The sequence below is a fragment of the Pseudomonas sp. HD6515 genome, from assembly GCF_024971855.1.
Lineage (GTDB): Bacteria > Pseudomonadota > Gammaproteobacteria > Pseudomonadales > Pseudomonadaceae > Aquipseudomonas > Aquipseudomonas alloputida.
On record NZ_CP079827.1, the window covers coordinates 3,297,807 to 3,315,156 of the forward strand.

Sequence of the window (17,350 nt, forward strand, 5' to 3'; positions counted from 1 at the left end):
CGCATTACAAAAAGTGAGCTTCTCCATGATCCCGTGACCTGTAGCCATGAAAGTTACACCCAGCAAACTGCGCTACAGCCAGTTGAAAAAGGCCGTCAACAGTGCCCCGCACAGCGCCCCGACCAGCAACATCGGCAGTACCATCAGCTCACGTTTGAGGCTGAAGATATCCAGTTTGCAGTTCACATACACAACCAGCACAAGCGTTGGCACAGCATGCAGGGCAACCCCCCAGATCGCCCACTCCACCCCGCCAATTGCCAGTAGTAGCGGCAACAGCCCCCATAACGAGACCAGGCGGATAATGTTGTCCATGGCCTGGTACTTGGTCAGGCCCAAGGCAATCCACACCTGATGAGCCAAGGTATAGCGCAATACGATGAACGATAGCGAGAGAATCGCCAGCATCGGCCCGGCTTCGCGGTAGCGATCGTCATACATCCAGCCGATCAGCAGCGGGCTGGCGGTCAGGAAACCGCCACAAATGAACAGCACCAGCAGGTCGACCAGCAGCCGAAAACGGAAATACAGCGCTTTCAGGCGCGGCTTGTCGTCGGCCCTGGCCGCCTCGCTGAAAGCAGGCAGCGCCACCGCGCCGACAATTTTCATGAGCGCGGTCTGCACCGCACCCAGGATCAGCACGGCGATCGAATACACACCCAGTTGCGCCGCCGACATGCTGGCGCCAAACCATATGCGGTCGCCGTACATCGCCAGCACGCCGACCATCGACGACAACAGGATCCAACGGCCAAACACGATCAACTCGGTGAGCGCCGAACGGTCCCAGCGCAGGTGGTTGTTGGGCCCCTCCAGGGCGGTGTGCCCCAGCACGGTCCAGACGACCGCCGAAACCAGGCCTGATAACACCAGCGCCCAGATCGAATGGGTCAGCAAGCCCAGCACCAGCATCACCACCAGGCCAGCCACCTGCGAGGCAAGGTCGACCAGCACCACGCGCTTTTGTTGGAAAGTTCGTACCGCCACATCTATCTTGGTGGACTGGAAACCCCAGATGACCGCCGACAGGCCGGTGACCGCCAGTACCATCGGCAGTACCGGCGCGGCATAAGTAGAGTCTGCCGGCCACAGCTCAGCCAGTTGTGCCAACCAGGCCCCCAGGGCCAGCAGCAGGGTAAGGGCAAACAGCAGGAAACCGCGGATGATCTGCACGGTCCAGGCGGTATTGAGAAAATCTGGATCGTCACCACGGTGGCTCTGGATGATGTTCTGGCGCAGGCCGACATCGGAAAGCAAATGCAGCAGTATCGAAACAGTGGTGGCAATGACCATCACGCCGAACATTTCCGGCAGCAGCAATCGGGCCATGATCAGATTGCCGCCCAGGCGCATCACCTGTGAAGCCACCTGCGAGACCAGGTTCCACGACCCGGCCCTCAGGGCACGCTTGCGCAGGCTCGCGGCAGCTGACACATCAATCGACGGCATGACTTCAATCTCTGACTGATTGGCTAAAAGTCACTATAGTTTCAATTAGCCACGATGCTAGCCGTTGCCCACCGAAGGAAAGGTGTACATAGCCGATGCCTGAACATTTTCGTGCGTTGATCGTCATCCTGTTTTTGGCGAGCGTGGTCTTCCTGATGGCGCGCCGGCCTGCCACCGACCTGATTCCGCTCAGCGACTACAAGCGCCGGCGCAATCTGTGGTTCCTGCTGACCCTGCTGGCTTTTTTCTCGCACAGCTTCTGGCTGTACCTGGGCGTGGGCGCGGTCGTCCTGTTGCTGGCCGGGCGCCGCGAGCACAACCCCATGGCGCTGTTCTACATGCTGCTGTTCCTGATCCCGCCAGCGTCGGTGCAGGTGCCCGGGTTTGGCGTGGTCAATTACCTGGTCGACCTGAACCATATTCGCCTGCTGAGCCTGTGCGTGCTGCTGCCGGCCGCGCTGCACCTGCGCCGCCAGGGTGACACCCTGCGCTTTGGCCGCACCTGGGCTGATAAATTGCTGGCGGCCGGCCTGCTGTTGCTGAGCGTGCTCTATTTACGCGAAACCACGCCTACCGACACGCTGCGCCAGGCGCTGTACCTGTATGTCGACGTACTCCTGCCGTATTACGTGGCCAGCCGTGGCCTACGTCAGATCAGCGACTTCAAGGACACCCTGCTGGCCTTCGTACTCGCCTCTTTCGTCATGGCGCTGATCGCTGTGGCCGAGTATGTGCGCCACTGGTTACTGTACAGCGCCCTGGTCGACGCCATGGGCGTGCCATGGAGCATGTCCGGCTACCTGAGCCGCGGCGGTGCGCTGCGGGCAAGCGTCACCACCGGCCAGGCGATTGTACTGGGTTACGTAATGAGCGTGGCCATCGGCCTGTTCCTGTTCGTGCAAGGCTATGTGCAACGCCCGCTGCACAGGGCCATGGGCGCCCTGCTGCTGGCCGCCGGGCTGTTCGCGCCATTGTCGCGTGGCCCGTGGATCGGCGCCGTGGTCATCGTGGTGGTGTTCATTGCCCTGGGCAAAGGCGCCGTCAAGCGCCTGGCGCTGCTGGGTGCGGCTGGCATGCTGGCGTTGCCCTTGCTGACTGTCGTGCCTGGCGGCGACAAGGTGCTGGACCTGTTGCCGTACATCGGCAGCATCGAGAAAGAGAACATCACCTACCGCGAGCGGCTGATGGACAACGCCTGGATCGTCATCCAGCGCAACCCATTGTTCGGCTCCTTCGATTTCCGTAACACACCCGAAATGCAGGCGATGATCCAGGGCGAAGGCATCATCGATATCGTCAACACCTACATCAACCTGGCGCTGCGGGCCGGCCTGGTCGGGCTAGGCCTGTTCGTGGCGTTCTTTGCCGTGCTGCTGCTGGGTATCCGCAGGGCCATGCTCAGTTTTGCCGACAAGGATGACGAACGACGACAGCTCGGCCGGGTGTTGCTGGCAACGCTGATCGGCATTCTGGTCATCATCTTCACCGTCAGCAGCATCACCTTCATCCCGGTGGTGTACTGGTCTATCGCAGGGCTGGGCGTGGCCTACATCCAGATGGTTCGCCGCCTGCACAACAGCCCGGCCGTTGAGCTGGCAGAACCCGACCTACAACCCAGGTAATGCTCATGAATAGGCTGTCCCTGCGTCATTACGTGCGCCTTTCGGCCATTGCCGGCCTGGCCCTGCTGCCGCTGGCCAGCTGGGCTTCAGACTGGCAGGTCAGTGTCGATGAGCAAAATGGCTTGCCTACCGTGACACACGGCGGTGGCCCGGTCATGAAGGCCAAATTCGATTTCTGGGCTGCCAACTGGAGCTGGACCGGTTTCTATACCGACTTCAAGGTCAATGGCCCTTACCACTACACGCTGCGGGGCAAGAACAAGGAACTGGACTTCGACCTGCAGGCTGACATCCGTAAGGAACAGGCACAAACCCTGAGCTGGGCCTTCGACCTCGACGCCCACAGCCGCCAGAACGGTGTCATGGGTGGCGGCATGGTGTTCCAGTTCGATCCGGCACAAATCGCCGGCGACATGGGGGCCCCGCAGTTGCTGCCCGACAACCGCGGCTGGACGTGGGGCAAGGCCGACCAGGGTCGCCGCATCGAAATGCGCTTCGACCCGCCACTGGCCAAGGTCTATTTCGAGCGCGGCAACCCGTCCGAGCTGCGCGCATTCCTCTACAAGGACCCGATCAGCGCCGGCCGCCAGCAGCTCAAGGCTGTGCTCAACGTGACCGGCGACATCGAACTCGGCCCGACGCCCACCGAGCGCTTCGGCCTGGCAGACCCCGCCAAGTGGCCTGATGACCAACTGGACTGGCGCACCTCGCCGGTGGACCTGTCGTTCCTCAACGCAGCGGAAAAACCCGCCGGCAAGCGTGGCTTCGTCAAGGCGGTCGGCGACCAGTTGATGTTCGCCGACAACACCCCAATACGCTTCTGGGGCACCAACCTGTCGGCCTACTCGCTGTTCAAAAGCCCCGACGACGAAATACGCCAGCAGGCCAAACGCCTCTCGGCACTGGGTTTCAACCTGGTGCGCCTGCATCACCACGACTCGCCCTGGGTCAGCCCCAACGTATTTGGCGATGGCACCTTGGTGCGCGATACCCAGCAGCTCAGCACCGAATCGCTGCGCAAGCTCGACCTGTGGATCAAGTCACTCAAGGACGAAGGCATCTACATCTGGCTGGACATGCATGTGCAGCGTGCGTTTACCGCCAACGACAATATCGAAGACTTCAAGGAGCTGCCCGAGAAGGATGGTCGCGTCGACCTGAAGGGTTACGCCTACGTGAACGACAGTATCCAGCAAGCGATGAAACGCTTCGCCGAGCAGTACCTGACCCATGTGAACGAATACACGGGCCTGGCCTACAAGGACGACCCGGCCATCGCCGCCGTGCTGATCACCAACGAGAATGACCTGACCCAGCATTACGGCAACGCCCTGATGCCGAACAAGGATGTACCGCGCCACAGCGAGCGCTACATGACCGCGGCCAAGGCCTTTGCCAAACAGTTTGACCTGCCCGCCGACCTGACCTGGCGTGCCTGGGAGCATGGGCCGTCGAAGCTGTTGCTCAACGAGCTGGAACAACGCTTCAATGCCGACATGATCGCCCACTTGCGCAGCGTGGGCGTGAAAGTCCCCATTGCGACCACCAGCACCTGGGGCGGCAATGGGCTTAGCGCACTGCCGGCACTGAGCGTTGGTGATGTCATCGACGCCCACAGCTACGGCGACGCAGGCCAACTGGAGAAGAACCCGCTGACCAGCGACGGCATGATCGACTGGATTGCTGCCGCCCAGGTCGTCGGCAAACCGCTGACCGTCACCGAGTGGAACGCCGAGCCCTTCCCGCTGCCGGACCGTCACTCGCTACCCATTTACATCGCCGGCACTGCCAGCCACCAAGGCTGGGACGCCATGCTGCAATACGCCTACAGCCAACAAGCATTCAACCCAGGTTGGCGCACGGCGGACAACTGGCACGCGTACAACGACCCGGCGATGATCGCCACCCTGCCCGCCGCGGCCCTGCTCTATCGCCGTGCGGACGTGAAACCCGCCACCACTCGCTACGTGTTCGCACCTACACCTGACACCCTGTACAACCAGGAAATCACCCCGCGTAACTCACCGCTGTTGCGCACGGCCATGGAAAAGGGCCAGTTGCAGATCGCCCTGCCACACACGCCGCAATTGCCCTGGCTAAAACCCGCGCCCATCCCGGCAGGCGCGCAAGTGCTGCATGACCCGGGGCAATCGCTGCTGGCCGCCGATGCCACCGAGTCGGTGACCGATACAGGCGAGCTCAGGCGCAACTGGCAACAAGGCATCTACACCATCGACACGCCACTGACCCAGGCCGCCAGCGGCTGGCTGGGCGGCCGCCCGGTCAACCTGGGTGCCATTCAGGTACAAGCGAAAACGCCTTACGCCAGCGTCGTGGTCCAGAGCCTGGACGGCAAGGCACTGGGCCAGTCGCGCGAGCTTCTGCTGTCTCTGGGCACCCGTGCCATGCCCAAGGCCGATGACAAGACGCCGTTCAATGTCGAGCCCCTTGAAGGCCGCCTGGACATCAAGGCACCCGCCGGCCTGAAATTGTTCGCCCGCGATGCACGGGAACAGCTGAAGCCGCTGCCAGTGGCCTACAAGGATGGGCAATACACCATTACCTTCGACGGTACCTACATGTCCAATTGGCTATTCTTGAAATAGAGCATATGGCCATCTACGCTCAGGTCACCTGTAGCTGATCATCCCACCTGCACGTGTCAGGGAGTGTTCACTGCGTCTGTAAACAGCAGATTCCAGGAGGTGGGGATGAAATATCTGGTTGTGGGTGGTGCGGGCTACATTGGCTCGCACATGGTCAAGCACCTGCTCGCCGCCGGCCATGAAGTGCTGGTGGCGGACCTGGTCTCACCTGGCCCCGGTATCCAGTGGGCCAAGCTCGACATCGCCGACGAAGCCGCACTGGATGTGCTGTTTGGCGTGTGCCACTTCGATGCGGTGTTTCACTTCGCCTCGTTCATTCAAGTGGGCGAGTCGGTCAGTGCACCCGGCAAGTACTACCAGAACAACGTCGCAGCCACCCTTTCCCTGCTGCAGGCCATGGTCAATGCCGGCATCAGGCACCTGGTGTTTTCTTCGAGTGCCGCCGTTTACGGCAACCCGCAGTACGTGCCGATCGATGAAGCGCACACCAAGGGACCGATCAACCCGTACGGGTTGAGCAAATGGATGGTCGAGCAGATTCTTGAGGACTTCGACCGGGCCTATGGTTTGAAGTCGGTATGCCTGCGCTATTTCAATGCAGCGGGCGCTGACCCGGAAGGCCAGCTAGGCGAGCGTCATGAACCGGAAACCCATCTGATCCCCTTGATCCTGCAGGCTGCATCTGGCCGGCGTGAGGCGGTGACAGTGTTTGGTCGCGACTACGACACACCGGATGGCACCTGCATACGCGACTACGTGCATGTGGCAGACCTGGCGGCGGCCCATGCACTGGCAGTGGATTATTTACTGGACGGTGGCGAGCGTGCCGCGTTCAACCTGGGCAATGGCCTGGGCTTTTCGGTGCAGCAGGTGATCGATACGGCCCGGGCAGTGACCGGGCGACAGATCAATGCCCTTGACGCACCGCGTCGCGCCGGCGACCCGCCACGGCTGGTGGCGGATGCGAGCAAAGCCATGCAGGTGCTGGGCTGGCGTCCGGCATTCGCCTCGCTGGAGCAGATTGTTCGGCATGCGTGGCAGTGGGAGTTGCAGTATCCCTGGGAGCGCTGAGTTGCCCTCGGCTTCCTGTAGGCGCAGCACAAGGCGGCGTCTACAGGCGCATTGCCAGAAGGCTCAGTAATAGGTGCGCGGCTGTTCGTCAGCCTTGTTCAACACTGTCCCGATCAGGTTCACCGTGCCCAGGTGATGCAGGCAATCCTCGATTTCCTTCTTGTTGTTCATCCCGTTGGCCACCACCAGCAACACGCAGTCGAACTTGGGTAACACGGTGATCGCATCGTCCGAGCTGAGCAGCGGTGGCAAATCGAAAATGCAGATGCGCGATTCGTAGCGGTTGCGCAAATCGCCAATCAGGTTGTTCACCTTGGGCGAGGACAGCATCTCGGTCGACAGGGGCACGGGTACCCGCGTTGGCAGCACCACGAAGCGCGGCAAGGTGGGGTTGACCAGGCAGTCCTGCAACTCGGCCTTGTCCGTCAGAAACTCGTTCAGTGCCTGCTCCATGGGCAGCCCCAGGTAACTGCCGACCTTGGGCCGGCGCAGGTCGAAGTCCACCAGCAACGCAGTCTTGGTGGTATGGTGGGCAATACTCATGGCCAGGTTGATCGCCAGCATTGTCTTGCCCGCTTCCGGCGTTGGCGAGGTGATGGCCAAGGTGCGCCAGCCGTTCTCATCCATGGCCCTGAGCACCTGCGTACGCAACAGGTCGATCGGCCCGTTCATGTTGGAGTTCTTGTTGTACGCCACGATGCGGTTACGCTCCAGGTGGTCTGCACGCAGCGGCACCACCTTGGTGTTCACGTAATCGAACTGACCCGGCACTTCGGCCAGCGCCGTACCGGGGGCGGGAGACAGTGCCTGGGGAGTACCCGGGGTAACCTGATGAATATTGTTGCCAACAGCCGGCTTGATCCTGTCCATCACTGCTTTCCCTATACAAACCGAGACATGACTTTGTACAACAGCACATCCAGTGGCATGTAGAACACGTGCACCAGCCCTATCATGATAGCTGCCAACGCCAGTGCCGCCAGGATCAGGCGATTGCGCCAGCGCTTGCGTCGAGCCACGTCGGCCCGGGTATCGATATAAGGCAGTGCCACCAGTACCCGTTTGCCCAGCAGACTTTCCAGGGCACCAACGCCACGCACGCGCTGATTGAGCATTTCCAGCAGCATCACCAACGCCCCGCCACCGGCCGGTGCCAGCACCAGACCCAGCGCAGCGATTTTCTTGCGGTTAGGCTTGATCGGCTTCTCAGGCAACAGAGGAGGCTCCAGCAGCACAAAGCGTTCAGCCTTGTTTTCCTGCTCGAGGCTTTCGGTAATCTTTGCGCCCATTTCCTTGGCACGAATCTCTTCGTATTTCTTGCGCGCGTTGTCGTGGTCACGCATCAAGGTCACCAGACCACGCTCGACTTGCGGCGCCTCGAGGATCTCGGCTTCGTAGCCTTCCATTTTCCGGGTCAGCTCACGCTTTTGTTCTGCCAGCGAGGCAATACGCACCTGGGCGGCGCTCATCTTGGCGCGAACACGGGCCGCGTCGAGGCTGACCGTGGACACGGCCGCAGTGCTCCCCCCACTGGCTTCGAGTGCCTGTATCTTGCGTTTGACCGACACTACATCCGGGTGGGCATCCTTGTAACGGGTCAGCAGCTGCGCGTATTCGGCTTTCAGGCTTGGCAGGTCGTCGGGCTGGTCGGCACGGGTTGGCCGGGTGCCCTCGGCAGCCTTGGTGGCAAGGCCGGCATTGGCCGCAGATAGCTCCAGCTCAAGGTAGCGCAGCTCCTCCTGGGCAGCCTTGTAGTCACGGTCGACCTCACGGAATTCCAGCTCCGCCCGCGACAGCATGTTCATCCGCAGGGTCTGGTGCTCGGGCAAGGCATTGGCATGGGCCTGCTTGAAATCGGCCAGCTGATTTTCCAGGGTGGCCAGCTCGGCACCCAGCTTGTTGGCTTCCTGGGTGAGGAATTCGGTGGTTTCGTTGGCCCGTTCGGTGCGCTGCTTGAGGTTTTCGTTGAGGAACAGCGTCACCAGTTCATCGGCGACTTCCTTGGCTACTTGTGCCTGTTTGTGCTCGAACGACACATTGAACGCCACGGTCGCTTCACCACGACCGCGCACGAAGGTGGTCAGGGTTTCGACCACGATCGCGTTGCGCATCTGGTCGATCTTGTCGCTTTCGCTGAAGCGCTTGTCGGCGAAGAGGTCGTACTTGCCGATGATGCGCAGCAGGTTGTCGCGGGTCATCACCCGTTGGCGGATCACCTCGATGCGCTCATCGGCAAAGCTGGTGTTGTTGGTCGACACCAGTTCAGGCGAAATCTGCTGCGACTCCACCAGAATGGTGCCGGTCGACTGGTAGATCGGCGGCACCATCAACGCGACGGCCACGGTCGCGGCGAGAATGACTGCGGCACTCACCCCTAACACCAGGGCCCTGTCCTTGATAATGGCGATGTAATCTCTGAGGGAGAGCTCGTAGTCAGACTTCATAGGGCCACCTGCCTGCAGTTCAGATGTCGGGGTACCTGTACGTCAACGTCAAACCAACGATCGTAGCGGTCGCATCCGGTACATGGTCCTGCTGCCGTTCCTTGTACATCAGCGACAGGCGCAGGTCCCAGTAAGGCGAAAACTGGCGGCTGGCCCATACGCTGTAAGTCTGCAGCGTGTTGGGCGACTGCCCTTTGCTGTCTTGCCACGCGGCGTCGGCACCGACCCGGGACAACTCGGTCAGCGCATAGCTCCACACACCACGCACCTGGTCCAGCTCGGCGAAGCCGCCTTCGGCGCTTGCTACCGTGCTGCGCTCGGCGGTAAAGCTGGCGTCGGCACGCGGGCCGGTGTAAAGCAGCGCAACACCACCCTCCCCGCGCCGGCCGCCGTCATCACCTGACACTTGGTTGACGCCAACATGGGCATCGGCGCTCAAGCCTTCGGCAAGCTGGTATTTGATGCCGACTGCCGGGGTGTAGCTGTTGGAAGCGGTCGCGGTAAGGTCCTGTTCTGGCTCATAGCGCCGGGCACCAAAACGGGTATACAGGTCAGCTCGCTCACTCCAGGCGTAAGTCCAGGTAAAGACGTTCGCCAGTTCGTCGTAGCCCGTCAGCGTGCTGATGTCATAACGGGCACGGCTGTAGGTGGTTTCGTTGCTCAAGGTACTGCGCTCGGTCACCGCCTGGCTCCAGTTGCCAGTCAAGGTGTAAAGCTTCTGCGTACCGTCAGTGGTAATCACCCCGGTATCCAGTACTGTCCCCGACAATGTCGAGCTTTCGTTGTAGCGCCCCACCAGGCCGAACCGCCCCCGCTCGGTGGTGCGCTGCCAACCCAGGCTGATGTCAGGGTCTTCACGGTCATCGACGATATCCGTATCGGACGAGCGCAGCACATGCATGCCAAGCCCCAACCTCAATTCGTCACGGTCGAAAGTACCAATCAGGGTGTAGTCCGGCGCGATGATCGTGCGCGTTATGCCCTTTTCCCCCGAGGTCAACAGCAATGGGTTGCTGTCGTATTCGACGGATGTCGGTACCACCACCGTAGACTGCCAATTTGCCGCCAGTACCGCGTCCGTGAACGGCAAGACCAGGATTGCCGTTGCAATGCGAGTTGTTCTAAGAAGAGGCATTAAATGTTCTTATTAAAGGCAAGATCAAGGAACGACCAGCGTATCGCCAGCCTGAAGTTGGATGTTGGTGGACATGTCCCGCCCAGACACCAGGTCCTTATATCGCACGGGCAGGATCTTTTGGGAAGCACCGGTGCCGCGGACCACCTTGATTTCGCTTTCATCCGCAAACTTGTCCAGGCCGCCCGACATGCTCAGCGCCTGCAATACGGCCGTGGGGCCTGCCATTTGCACAGGCCCGGGCTTGATCACTTTGCCCTGTACATAGACCATGTTGCCGGCAATGCTTTTGACGACAACGCTGACGTTAGGGTCGGGGAGGAATTTTTCGAGTTTGGCAGCGACCTGCTTTTCCACTGCCGTCACATCCAGCCCGGCAACATTGATGCGCCCGGCCAAGGGGAAGGTGATACTGCCATCGGGAAGTACGGTGGCTTCTTGACGCAGGCTGTCTTCCTGCCACACCGATACCATCACCACATCGCCGGGGCTGAGCAGGTAGGCAGCACTGCTCTGGTCGGCGTTACCGGCGCCAGACCACACCGTCAGCATGCAGAAAGCGGCAAACATTGAACGCACCATGAGGGTCCCTCCGGCCAAATGGCCCGACAAAGAGCACTGAATGAGAACAACACACCAACTCTCGCTCCGCTTCACGGCGCACAGCTGCCGTGATGGCCTCGACCTTCCTGGAGGCCCTTGCCTTGACGCTGCAGACGTGGCTGCAACGCCTTGTAAACGTTGGCCCTAGGGGCTACTGGGAATATAGCAACGGTTGGAGAATTCACAAGCCATGCTTGTGGCCTCGCAGCAATGGGTCACTTTAGGTACCCGGTATACGGCTCAGATCTTTCTGCGGTTGGCAACGGCAACAAAACCGACCACAGCAAAGGCAAAGAACCAGCCTGCAGTTGAAACAGGAATGATACTGTTCTGATTTATATACGAATCCGCTGCGCGGGCAGCACCACTTAGCATCACCAGCAAGAACATCGATTTGATTATCAGAGTCGTGCGCATACTCCCCTCCTAAAAACAGGAAAATCAATTAGTTATTGGCGCTGTGCTGCGGGAGTTGTTTCGTTGTTGACTTGAGCTTATGGGCACAATGACATTACGTCAATGATCCGACACCATAATAAAATTCAATGAGCGATGGGCGCATTCGTCAAAAAAACGGCATGCAGATTATGCAAGGGAGGGATGATGCGATGAACATGGCGTTTCACAGCTGAGAACACGTGGGGGCATGATTGCCCCCTGCGGTTTCATTCGTCTGCGTGGTGAACCACAACCAGTAACTGCGCCGGTGTCGCACCTACCGAGCGCAGGCGGTGCGGCGTCTGGGCATTGAAATGCAGGGCGTCGCCCTGCTCCAGCAACACCCGCTCACTCATGAAATCCACTTCCACCTGGCCTGCGTGAACAAACAGGAACTCTTCGCCCTGGTGTTCCTTGAACGTGGGGTCGCTGAACTCGGACGGCGGCTGAATCAGAAACGGCAGCAGGCTGCGCTGGCCAACCTGACTGGTGAGGGCCGCGTACCCCGGCCCTTGCCCATCGCCCACCAAGGCCTGGCGCTCGGTACGGCGCACCAGGCTGTAGCGGCTCTGACCGGGCTGTTCTTCGGCGAACAGCTCTTCGACATTGACGTTCAGTGCCCTCGCCAGTTTCAGCGCCGCAGCGATCGAGGGCGTGTTGAGGCCGCGCTCGACCTTGGACAGGTAGCTTTTGGTCATGCCAGTCTTTTCGGCCAGCATTTCCAGGGTCATCCCCAGTTTCTTACGCAGCAGTTTCAATCGGATAGACATGTGACGCGGGTTTCCCAGGCTGAGGCAGCCATGATACGCGTCTGAAAGCTGGCGCCAAGTCTCCAGGGGCCTCGAATCAAGGCATCACGGGCGGCACGTACTGCAGCGTTGTACCCAGCGCCCACAGCAACACCAGCACCAACGGCACATGCACCAGCAATTGCACGAACGAGAAACCGATCAGGTCGCGCGCCTTGAGCCCCAGCACGCCCAGCAGCGGCAGCATGTAGAACGGGTTGATCAGGTTCGGCAAAGCTTCGGCCGCGTTGTAGATCTGCACGGCCCACCCCAGGTGGTACTGCAGGTCGTTGGCCACCAGCATCACGTAAGGGGCCTCGATGATCCACTTGCCGCCACCTGAAGGGATGAAGAAGCCCAGCACCGCCGAATACACGCCCATCAGCACGGCATACGTGTCATGGGTGGCAATCTGGGTGAAGAACAGTGAAATATGGTGGGCCAGCGTCTGTTCATCGACGCCCTTCACCTGGGTGAGGATAGCGGCGATCGAACCATACAGCGGGAACTGGATGAGCACACCGGTGGTGGTCGGTACCGCGCGTGCCACCGCGTCAAGGAAGCTGCGTGGGCGCCAGTGCAGCAAAGCACCGAGCATGATGAACAACAGGTTGTAGGTGTTGAGCCCCGAGATGGCGGTAATCGCAGGTTTTGTCGCAAACTCCTGATACAGCCAGCCAGCAGCCAAGGCCACCAACAGCAGGATCAGGATCGGGCTGTGTTCCAGCCACTCCCCCGGGCGCGTGCGTTGCGGCGCGGGTGGCGCTGTGAAGCTGGGGTCGACACCGCAGTCTTCTGCGCTACGTGCGCTGTTCGGGCCCGGAGCGGTGGCATAGGCGATCACCAGCGAGACCACCACCAGTGCCGCCAACATCACGCCGGACTGCCAGAGAAAGATGGTTTCGGTAAACGGGATCACCCCGGTTATCGACAGGATTGAAGGTGGCAGACTGGCCGGGTTCGCCTGCAGCTGCGCCGCCGAGGATGACAGGCCCAACGCCCACACCGCACCCAGGCCCAGGTAAGCGGCCGCACCCGCAGCGCGGTAGTCCATCTTCAGGTCGGTGCGCCTTGCCAGGGCGCGCACCAACAAACCTCCAAACACCAGCGACAGCCCCCAGTTGAGCAAGGAGGCCAGCATCGAGATCAGTGCTACCCAGCACACTGCCGAGCGCCCATTGCCGGGGATGCGCGCCAGGCGATCGATCAGCCTCGCGGCGGGCGGCGAGCTGGCCACCACATAACCGCCGATGACCACGAAGGCCATCTGCATGGTGAACGGTATCAGGCTCCAGAAGCCGTCGCCAAACGCCTTGGCGGTGTCGGTCGGTTTGGCGCCCATGGCCAGTGCGCCGATACACACCAGCAGCACCGCCAGCGCGGCGAACACCCAGGAGTCGGGGAACCAGCGTTCAGCCCAGTTGGAGCAGCGCAAGGCAAAGCGCGCGGAGCGGCTGTCTTGAATTTCAGCGGCCACGGTTGAATTCCTTTTATTGGTTTTATGGGATGAAGCGGTACTGCCAGGCAACGCAAAAAACCTGTGGGAACGGGTTGACCCGCGAATGCGGCGGTCAATGTACCGACGCATTCGCGGGTCAACCCGCGCCTACAGGGTGAGATCACGTCATGCCTTAGAAGGTCATTTCCTTCACATCATCCGGCACGATCAGTTTGCCGGCGGTTTTCTCAATGATTTCCTCGACGCTGACCCCAGGCGCGGTCTCGCGCAGGATGAAGGCGCCGTCTTCGATTTCCAGGTAGGCCAGGTCGGTCAGCACCTTGCGGATGCAGCCCGCACCGGTCAACGGCAGGCTGCACTGTGGCAGCAACTTGGACTCGCCGTCCTTGGAGGCGTGGGTCATGGTAACGATGATGTTGTCGGCGCCGGCCACCAGGTCCATGGCCCCGCCCATGCCCTTGACCAGCTTGCCCGGAATCATCCACGAGGCGATGTTGCCCTGCACGTCCACCTCGAAAGCCCCCAGTACGGTCAGGTCGACGTGGCCGCCACGGATCATGGCGAACGATTGTGCCGAATCGAAAATCGAGGCGCCGCGGCGGGCGGTGACCGTTTGCTTGCCGGCGTTGATCATGTCGGCATCGAGGGTGCTTTCAGTGGGAAATTCGCCCATGCCGAGCAGGCCGTTTTCCGATTGCAGCATCACATCCATGTCGGCGGGTACATAGTTGGCCACCAAGGTGGGGATGCCGATGCCCAGATTGACGTAGTAACCGTCCTTCAGTTCACGGGCAACGCGTTGCGCCATCTGTTCGCGGGTCAGTGCCATGGTCAGGATCTCTTTATTGTTCGGGTGGATGGCGCTCAGGCCTTGACGGTGCGCTTTTCGATACGTTTTTCGAAGGTGCCGACGATGACACGGTCCACGTAGATGCCCGGGGTGTGGATTTCGCTTGGCAGCAGCACGCCGGGTTCGACGATTTCTTCCACTTCGACCACGGTGATCTTGCCGGCGGTGGCCGCCAGCGGGTTGAAGTTTTGCGCAGTGTTGCGGTACACCACGTTGCCGTAGTGGTCGGCCTTCCAGCCCTTGACGATGGCGAAGTCACCGGTGATGGACTCTTCCAGGATGTACTTGCGGCCCTTGAACTCGCGGACTTCCTTGCCGTCGGCAACCGGGGTGCCATAGCCGGTGGCGGTGTAGAACGCCGGAATGCCGGCACCACCTGCGCGCATTTTTTCGGCGAGGGTGCCCTGTGGGGTCAGTTCCACTTCCAGCTCGCCACTGAGCAACTGGCGTTCGAACTCGGCGTTTTCGCCCACGTAGGAGGCGATCATCTTGCGAATCTGCCGGTCTTCCAGCAGCACGCCCAGACCAAAACCGTCAACGCCGCAGTTGTTGGAAACCACGGTCAGGCCCTTGACGCCACGCCGCTTGATTTCGCTGATAAGGTTTTCCGGGATGCCGCACAGGCCGAAACCACCGGCCAGTACCGTCATGTTGTCGGTCAGGCCTTCGAGGGCCTGTTCATAGGTTGCAACGCGCTTGTCCAGTCCGGCCATGCTGATCCGCCTTTTGTAGTTGTTTAACCGACGAGGCTGTCGGTGAGCGTGTGCAGACATCTTCACCGCAAGCGACTGATTTGTTAATTTTGTTTTTGTCATCGATTGATAATTTTTACAAAACAAACGATAGGCCCGACATGAACGTCAAACAATTGCGCGCCTTTGTCGCCGTGGCCAAGTACCAGAGCTTCGCCCAGGCCGGTGAACACCTGCACGTTTCGCAACCGGCACTGAGCCTGACCATCAAGGCGCTGGAAGAAAACCTCGGCGGCGCCCTGCTCAGCCGCACCACGCGCAGCGTCAGCCTGACTGCCGAAGGCGAAGTGCTGCTGCCACTGGCACGCCGCCTGCTGGCCGACTGGGACGATACCGAAGAGATGCTGCGCCAGCGCTTTACCCTGCAATTGGGCCGTGTGTCAGTGGCGGCCATGCCGGCTTTTGCCGGCAACCTGTTGCCCCACGCGCTCAAGGTGTTTCGCCAGCGCTACCCCAAGGTCAACGTCACGGTGCACGACGTGATCAACGAACAGGTACAGGAACTGGTACGCCATCGCCGCGTCGAACTGGGCATCGGCTTCGAGCCGGATAACATCGATGGGCTGGACTTCCACCCGTTGTACATGGACCGCTTCGTTGCGGTAGTGGCCGCCGACTCGCCCTTGGCGCTGCTGCCCCAGGTCAGCTGGGCACAGCTGATGGCCGAAGATTTCGTGGCCCTGCAGCGCCCTTCGGCGGTGCGCCTGCTGATGGAGCAGAATGTGGCGGCCCGCCACGGCAAGCTGGCAGTCGCGTTCGAAAGCCACCAGCTGACGACCATCGGCCGCATGGTGGCCAGCGGCCTGGGGGTCAGTGCTGTGCCGGCGCTGTGCATCAACCAGATGCAGGAGCTGGGTGCCCGCTGCGTAACCTTGGTCGAGCCCACTGTCGAGCGGCGCATCGGCGTGATTGCCCTCAGCGAGCACAAGCTTTCCACCGCAGCGCAGGCACTGCTTGAGGTGCTTCTTTCCAATACCCGGATCCCGGAGGTGACATGCGTTACGTAAATCTGGCAGGCACGAGCGTTCCAGCCATCGGCCAAGGCACCTGGTACATGGGCGAAGACCCAGGTCGCAAGGCTGCCGAAGTCGCGGCGCTGCAACAGGGCATCGAGCTGGGCCTGAACCTGATCGACACCGCCGAGATGTATGCCGAAGGGGGGGCAGAAGAGGTCGTTGGCCAAGCCATTGCCGGGCGCCGCGACCGGGTATTTCTGGTCAGCAAGGTCTACCCGCACAATGCCGGCCTGCGCGGCATGGCGGCTGCCTGCGAACGCAGCCTCACGCGCCTGGGCACTGATTGCATCGACCTGTACCTGCTGCACTGGCGTGGTCAGCACCCGCTGGAGGAAACCGTCGAAGGCTTCGAGCGCTTGCGCGAGCAAGGCAAGATCAAGCGTTGGGGCGTGTCCAACTTCGACGTCGACGACCTGCGCGAACTGCACAACCCTGATTGTGCCACCAACCAGGTGTTGTATAACCCGGCCCAACGCGGCATCGAATTCGACTTGCTACCGTGGTGCGAAAAACGTGGCTTGCCAACCATGGCCTACTGCCCGCTGGCTCAGGCCGGGCGCTTGTTGCAGCACCCGGTACTGGCGGAAATCGCCGAGCGCCATGGCGCCACACCGGCCCAGGTCAGCCTGGCCTGGGTGACCCGCGATGACGGCGTGATCGCCATCCCCAAGGCGGTGGCGCCCGAGCACGTGCGGCTCAATGCGGCGGCGGGAGCGCTGACCTTGACCGGTGAAGACCTGCGGGCGATCGACCGGGCGTTCCCTGCACCGACGCGCAAGCAGCGGTTGGCGATGGTGTAGGCGAGCGCAATCTGGACCAGGACGCGACCTTTGGGAGCAACTGTCTTGCTCAATTTCTAAAAGCTGACGCGATCCCTGTGGGCCTTGTGTCGCGATAGGGCCGCGCAGCGGCCCCAGGATCTCGGCATCATGCATAGATTGCTGGGGCCGCTTTGCGGCCCTATCGCGACACAAGGCCGCTCCCACAGGGGGGGCTCAGGCCTAGTGGCAAACGTGGCCGTCGACCAAGGAATAACGCACCGTGGCCAATGAATGGTTGGGGCAGGCTCAAGGTTGCAGGCGGTCAATGTGGGGCATGCCCGCGAACACCGGCAAGG

At 61.0% G+C, this 17,350-nt stretch carries 15 protein-coding genes; 5 read left to right on the forward strand and 10 right to left on the reverse strand.

The annotated features are described in order from the left end of the window. Positions 1-72 precede the first annotated feature (72 nt). Positions 73-1,449: an oligosaccharide flippase family protein gene (locus KW568_RS15220; RefSeq protein WP_004374251.1), complete on the reverse strand. Its 1,377-nt coding sequence runs from the start codon at positions 1,447-1,449 to the stop codon at positions 73-75. A 95-nt stretch (positions 1,450-1,544) separates the two neighbouring features. Here KW568_RS15220 and KW568_RS15225 point away from each other — a divergent pair, with 95 nt between their 5' ends. From KW568_RS15225 to galE, 3 genes are all read left to right on the forward strand, one after another. Then, on the forward strand, positions 1,545-3,071 hold the full coding sequence (locus tag KW568_RS15225; protein WP_004374249.1) for an O-antigen ligase: 1,527 nt from the start codon (positions 1,545-1,547) through the stop codon (positions 3,069-3,071). A 5-nt stretch (positions 3,072-3,076) separates the two neighbouring features. After that, positions 3,077-5,677 (forward strand): cellulase family glycosylhydrolase, encoded by a 2,601-nt coding sequence (locus tag KW568_RS15230; RefSeq protein WP_004576285.1) that lies wholly within the window; start codon positions 3,077-3,079, stop codon positions 5,675-5,677. Positions 5,678-5,782: 105 nt separating this feature from the next. After that, on the forward strand, positions 5,783-6,748 hold the full coding sequence (gene galE / locus KW568_RS15235; protein ID WP_004576286.1) for a UDP-glucose 4-epimerase GalE: 966 nt from the start codon (positions 5,783-5,785) through the stop codon (positions 6,746-6,748). Positions 6,749-6,811: 63 nt separating this feature from the next. Here galE and KW568_RS15240 read toward each other — a convergent pair whose 3' ends face one another. The 9 genes from KW568_RS15240 to KW568_RS15280 form a co-directional block, all read right to left on the reverse strand. Continuing rightward, complete coding sequence (locus KW568_RS15240) at positions 6,812-7,618, reverse strand: CpsD/CapB family tyrosine-protein kinase (RefSeq protein WP_004576287.1); 807 nt, start codon at positions 7,616-7,618, stop codon at positions 6,812-6,814. Positions 7,619-7,629: 11 nt separating this feature from the next. Then, positions 7,630-9,192, reverse strand: a complete 1,563-nt coding sequence (locus tag KW568_RS15245; RefSeq protein ID WP_004576288.1) for a Wzz/FepE/Etk N-terminal domain-containing protein — start codon at positions 9,190-9,192, stop codon at positions 7,630-7,632. A 19-nt stretch (positions 9,193-9,211) separates the two neighbouring features. Further along, the gene (locus KW568_RS15250; RefSeq protein ID WP_019751669.1) at positions 9,212-10,327 is read right to left on the reverse strand and encodes a hypothetical protein; all 1,116 of its coding nucleotides are present in this window, start codon (positions 10,325-10,327) and stop codon (positions 9,212-9,214) included. 24 nt (positions 10,328-10,351) lie between these two features. After that, complete coding sequence (locus tag KW568_RS15255) at positions 10,352-10,909, reverse strand: polysaccharide biosynthesis/export family protein (RefSeq protein WP_004374240.1); 558 nt, start codon at positions 10,907-10,909, stop codon at positions 10,352-10,354. 261 nt (positions 10,910-11,170) lie between these two features. Beyond that, on the reverse strand, positions 11,171-11,347 hold the full coding sequence (gene eppA, locus KW568_RS15260) for an EPS-associated small membrane protein EppA (protein ID WP_004374238.1): 177 nt from the start codon (positions 11,345-11,347) through the stop codon (positions 11,171-11,173). Between the two features lie 248 nt (positions 11,348-11,595). Continuing rightward, positions 11,596-12,138 carry a helix-turn-helix domain-containing protein gene (locus tag KW568_RS15265; RefSeq protein ID WP_004374236.1) on the reverse strand — a complete coding sequence of 181 codons (543 nt, stop codon included), beginning with the start codon at positions 12,136-12,138 and terminating at the stop codon, positions 11,596-11,598. A gap of 76 nt (positions 12,139-12,214) precedes the next feature. Further along, positions 12,215-13,633: a short-chain fatty acid transporter gene (locus KW568_RS15270; RefSeq protein WP_004576289.1), complete on the reverse strand. Its 1,419-nt coding sequence runs from the start codon at positions 13,631-13,633 to the stop codon at positions 12,215-12,217. A gap of 154 nt (positions 13,634-13,787) precedes the next feature. After that, a complete protein-coding gene (locus tag KW568_RS15275; protein WP_004576290.1) occupies positions 13,788-14,444 on the reverse strand; it encodes a CoA transferase subunit B in 657 nt (218 codons plus the stop codon). A 35-nt stretch (positions 14,445-14,479) separates the two neighbouring features. Then, positions 14,480-15,178 carry a CoA transferase subunit A gene (locus tag KW568_RS15280; RefSeq protein ID WP_004374230.1) on the reverse strand — a complete coding sequence of 233 codons (699 nt, stop codon included), beginning with the start codon at positions 15,176-15,178 and terminating at the stop codon, positions 14,480-14,482. Between the two features lie 140 nt (positions 15,179-15,318). Between KW568_RS15280 and KW568_RS15285 the strand changes: the two genes are divergently transcribed. Next, on the forward strand, positions 15,319-16,224 hold the full coding sequence (locus KW568_RS15285) for a LysR family transcriptional regulator (RefSeq protein ID WP_004374224.1): 906 nt from the start codon (positions 15,319-15,321) through the stop codon (positions 16,222-16,224). Next, the gene (locus KW568_RS15290) at positions 16,212-17,033 is read left to right on the forward strand and encodes an aldo/keto reductase (RefSeq protein ID WP_004374220.1); all 822 of its coding nucleotides are present in this window, start codon (positions 16,212-16,214) and stop codon (positions 17,031-17,033) included. The genes KW568_RS15285 and KW568_RS15290 overlap by 13 nt, the downstream gene beginning before the upstream one ends. The last annotated feature ends 317 nt before the right edge of the window (positions 17,034-17,350 follow it).

Coding starts and splice junctions, on each gene's coding strand:
- KW568_RS15220 (WP_004374251.1), bottom strand. CDS start 1,449: ATGCCGTCGATTGATGTGTCAGCTGCCGCGAGCCTGCGCAAGCGTGCC.
- KW568_RS15225 (WP_004374249.1), top strand. CDS start 1,545: ATGCCTGAACATTTTCGTGCGTTGATCGTCATCCTGTTTTTGGCGAGC.
- KW568_RS15230 (WP_004576285.1), top strand. CDS start 3,077: ATGAATAGGCTGTCCCTGCGTCATTACGTGCGCCTTTCGGCCATTGCC.
- galE (WP_004576286.1), top strand. CDS start 5,783: ATGAAATATCTGGTTGTGGGTGGTGCGGGCTACATTGGCTCGCACATG.
- KW568_RS15240 (WP_004576287.1), bottom strand. CDS start 7,618: ATGGACAGGATCAAGCCGGCTGTTGGCAACAATATTCATCAGGTTACC.
- KW568_RS15245 (WP_004576288.1), bottom strand. CDS start 9,192: ATGAAGTCTGACTACGAGCTCTCCCTCAGAGATTACATCGCCATTATC.
- KW568_RS15250 (WP_019751669.1), bottom strand. CDS start 10,327: ATGCCTCTTCTTAGAACAACTCGCATTGCAACGGCAATCCTGGTCTTG.
- KW568_RS15255 (WP_004374240.1), bottom strand. CDS start 10,909: ATGGTGCGTTCAATGTTTGCCGCTTTCTGCATGCTGACGGTGTGGTCT.
- eppA (WP_004374238.1), bottom strand. CDS start 11,347: ATGCGCACGACTCTGATAATCAAATCGATGTTCTTGCTGGTGATGCTA.
- KW568_RS15265 (WP_004374236.1), bottom strand. CDS start 12,138: ATGTCTATCCGATTGAAACTGCTGCGTAAGAAACTGGGGATGACCCTG.
- KW568_RS15275 (WP_004576290.1), bottom strand. CDS start 14,444: ATGGCACTGACCCGCGAACAGATGGCGCAACGCGTTGCCCGTGAACTG.
- KW568_RS15280 (WP_004374230.1), bottom strand. CDS start 15,178: ATGGCCGGACTGGACAAGCGCGTTGCAACCTATGAACAGGCCCTCGAA.
- KW568_RS15285 (WP_004374224.1), top strand. CDS start 15,319: ATGAACGTCAAACAATTGCGCGCCTTTGTCGCCGTGGCCAAGTACCAG.
- KW568_RS15290 (WP_004374220.1), top strand. CDS start 16,212: ATGCGTTACGTAAATCTGGCAGGCACGAGCGTTCCAGCCATCGGCCAA.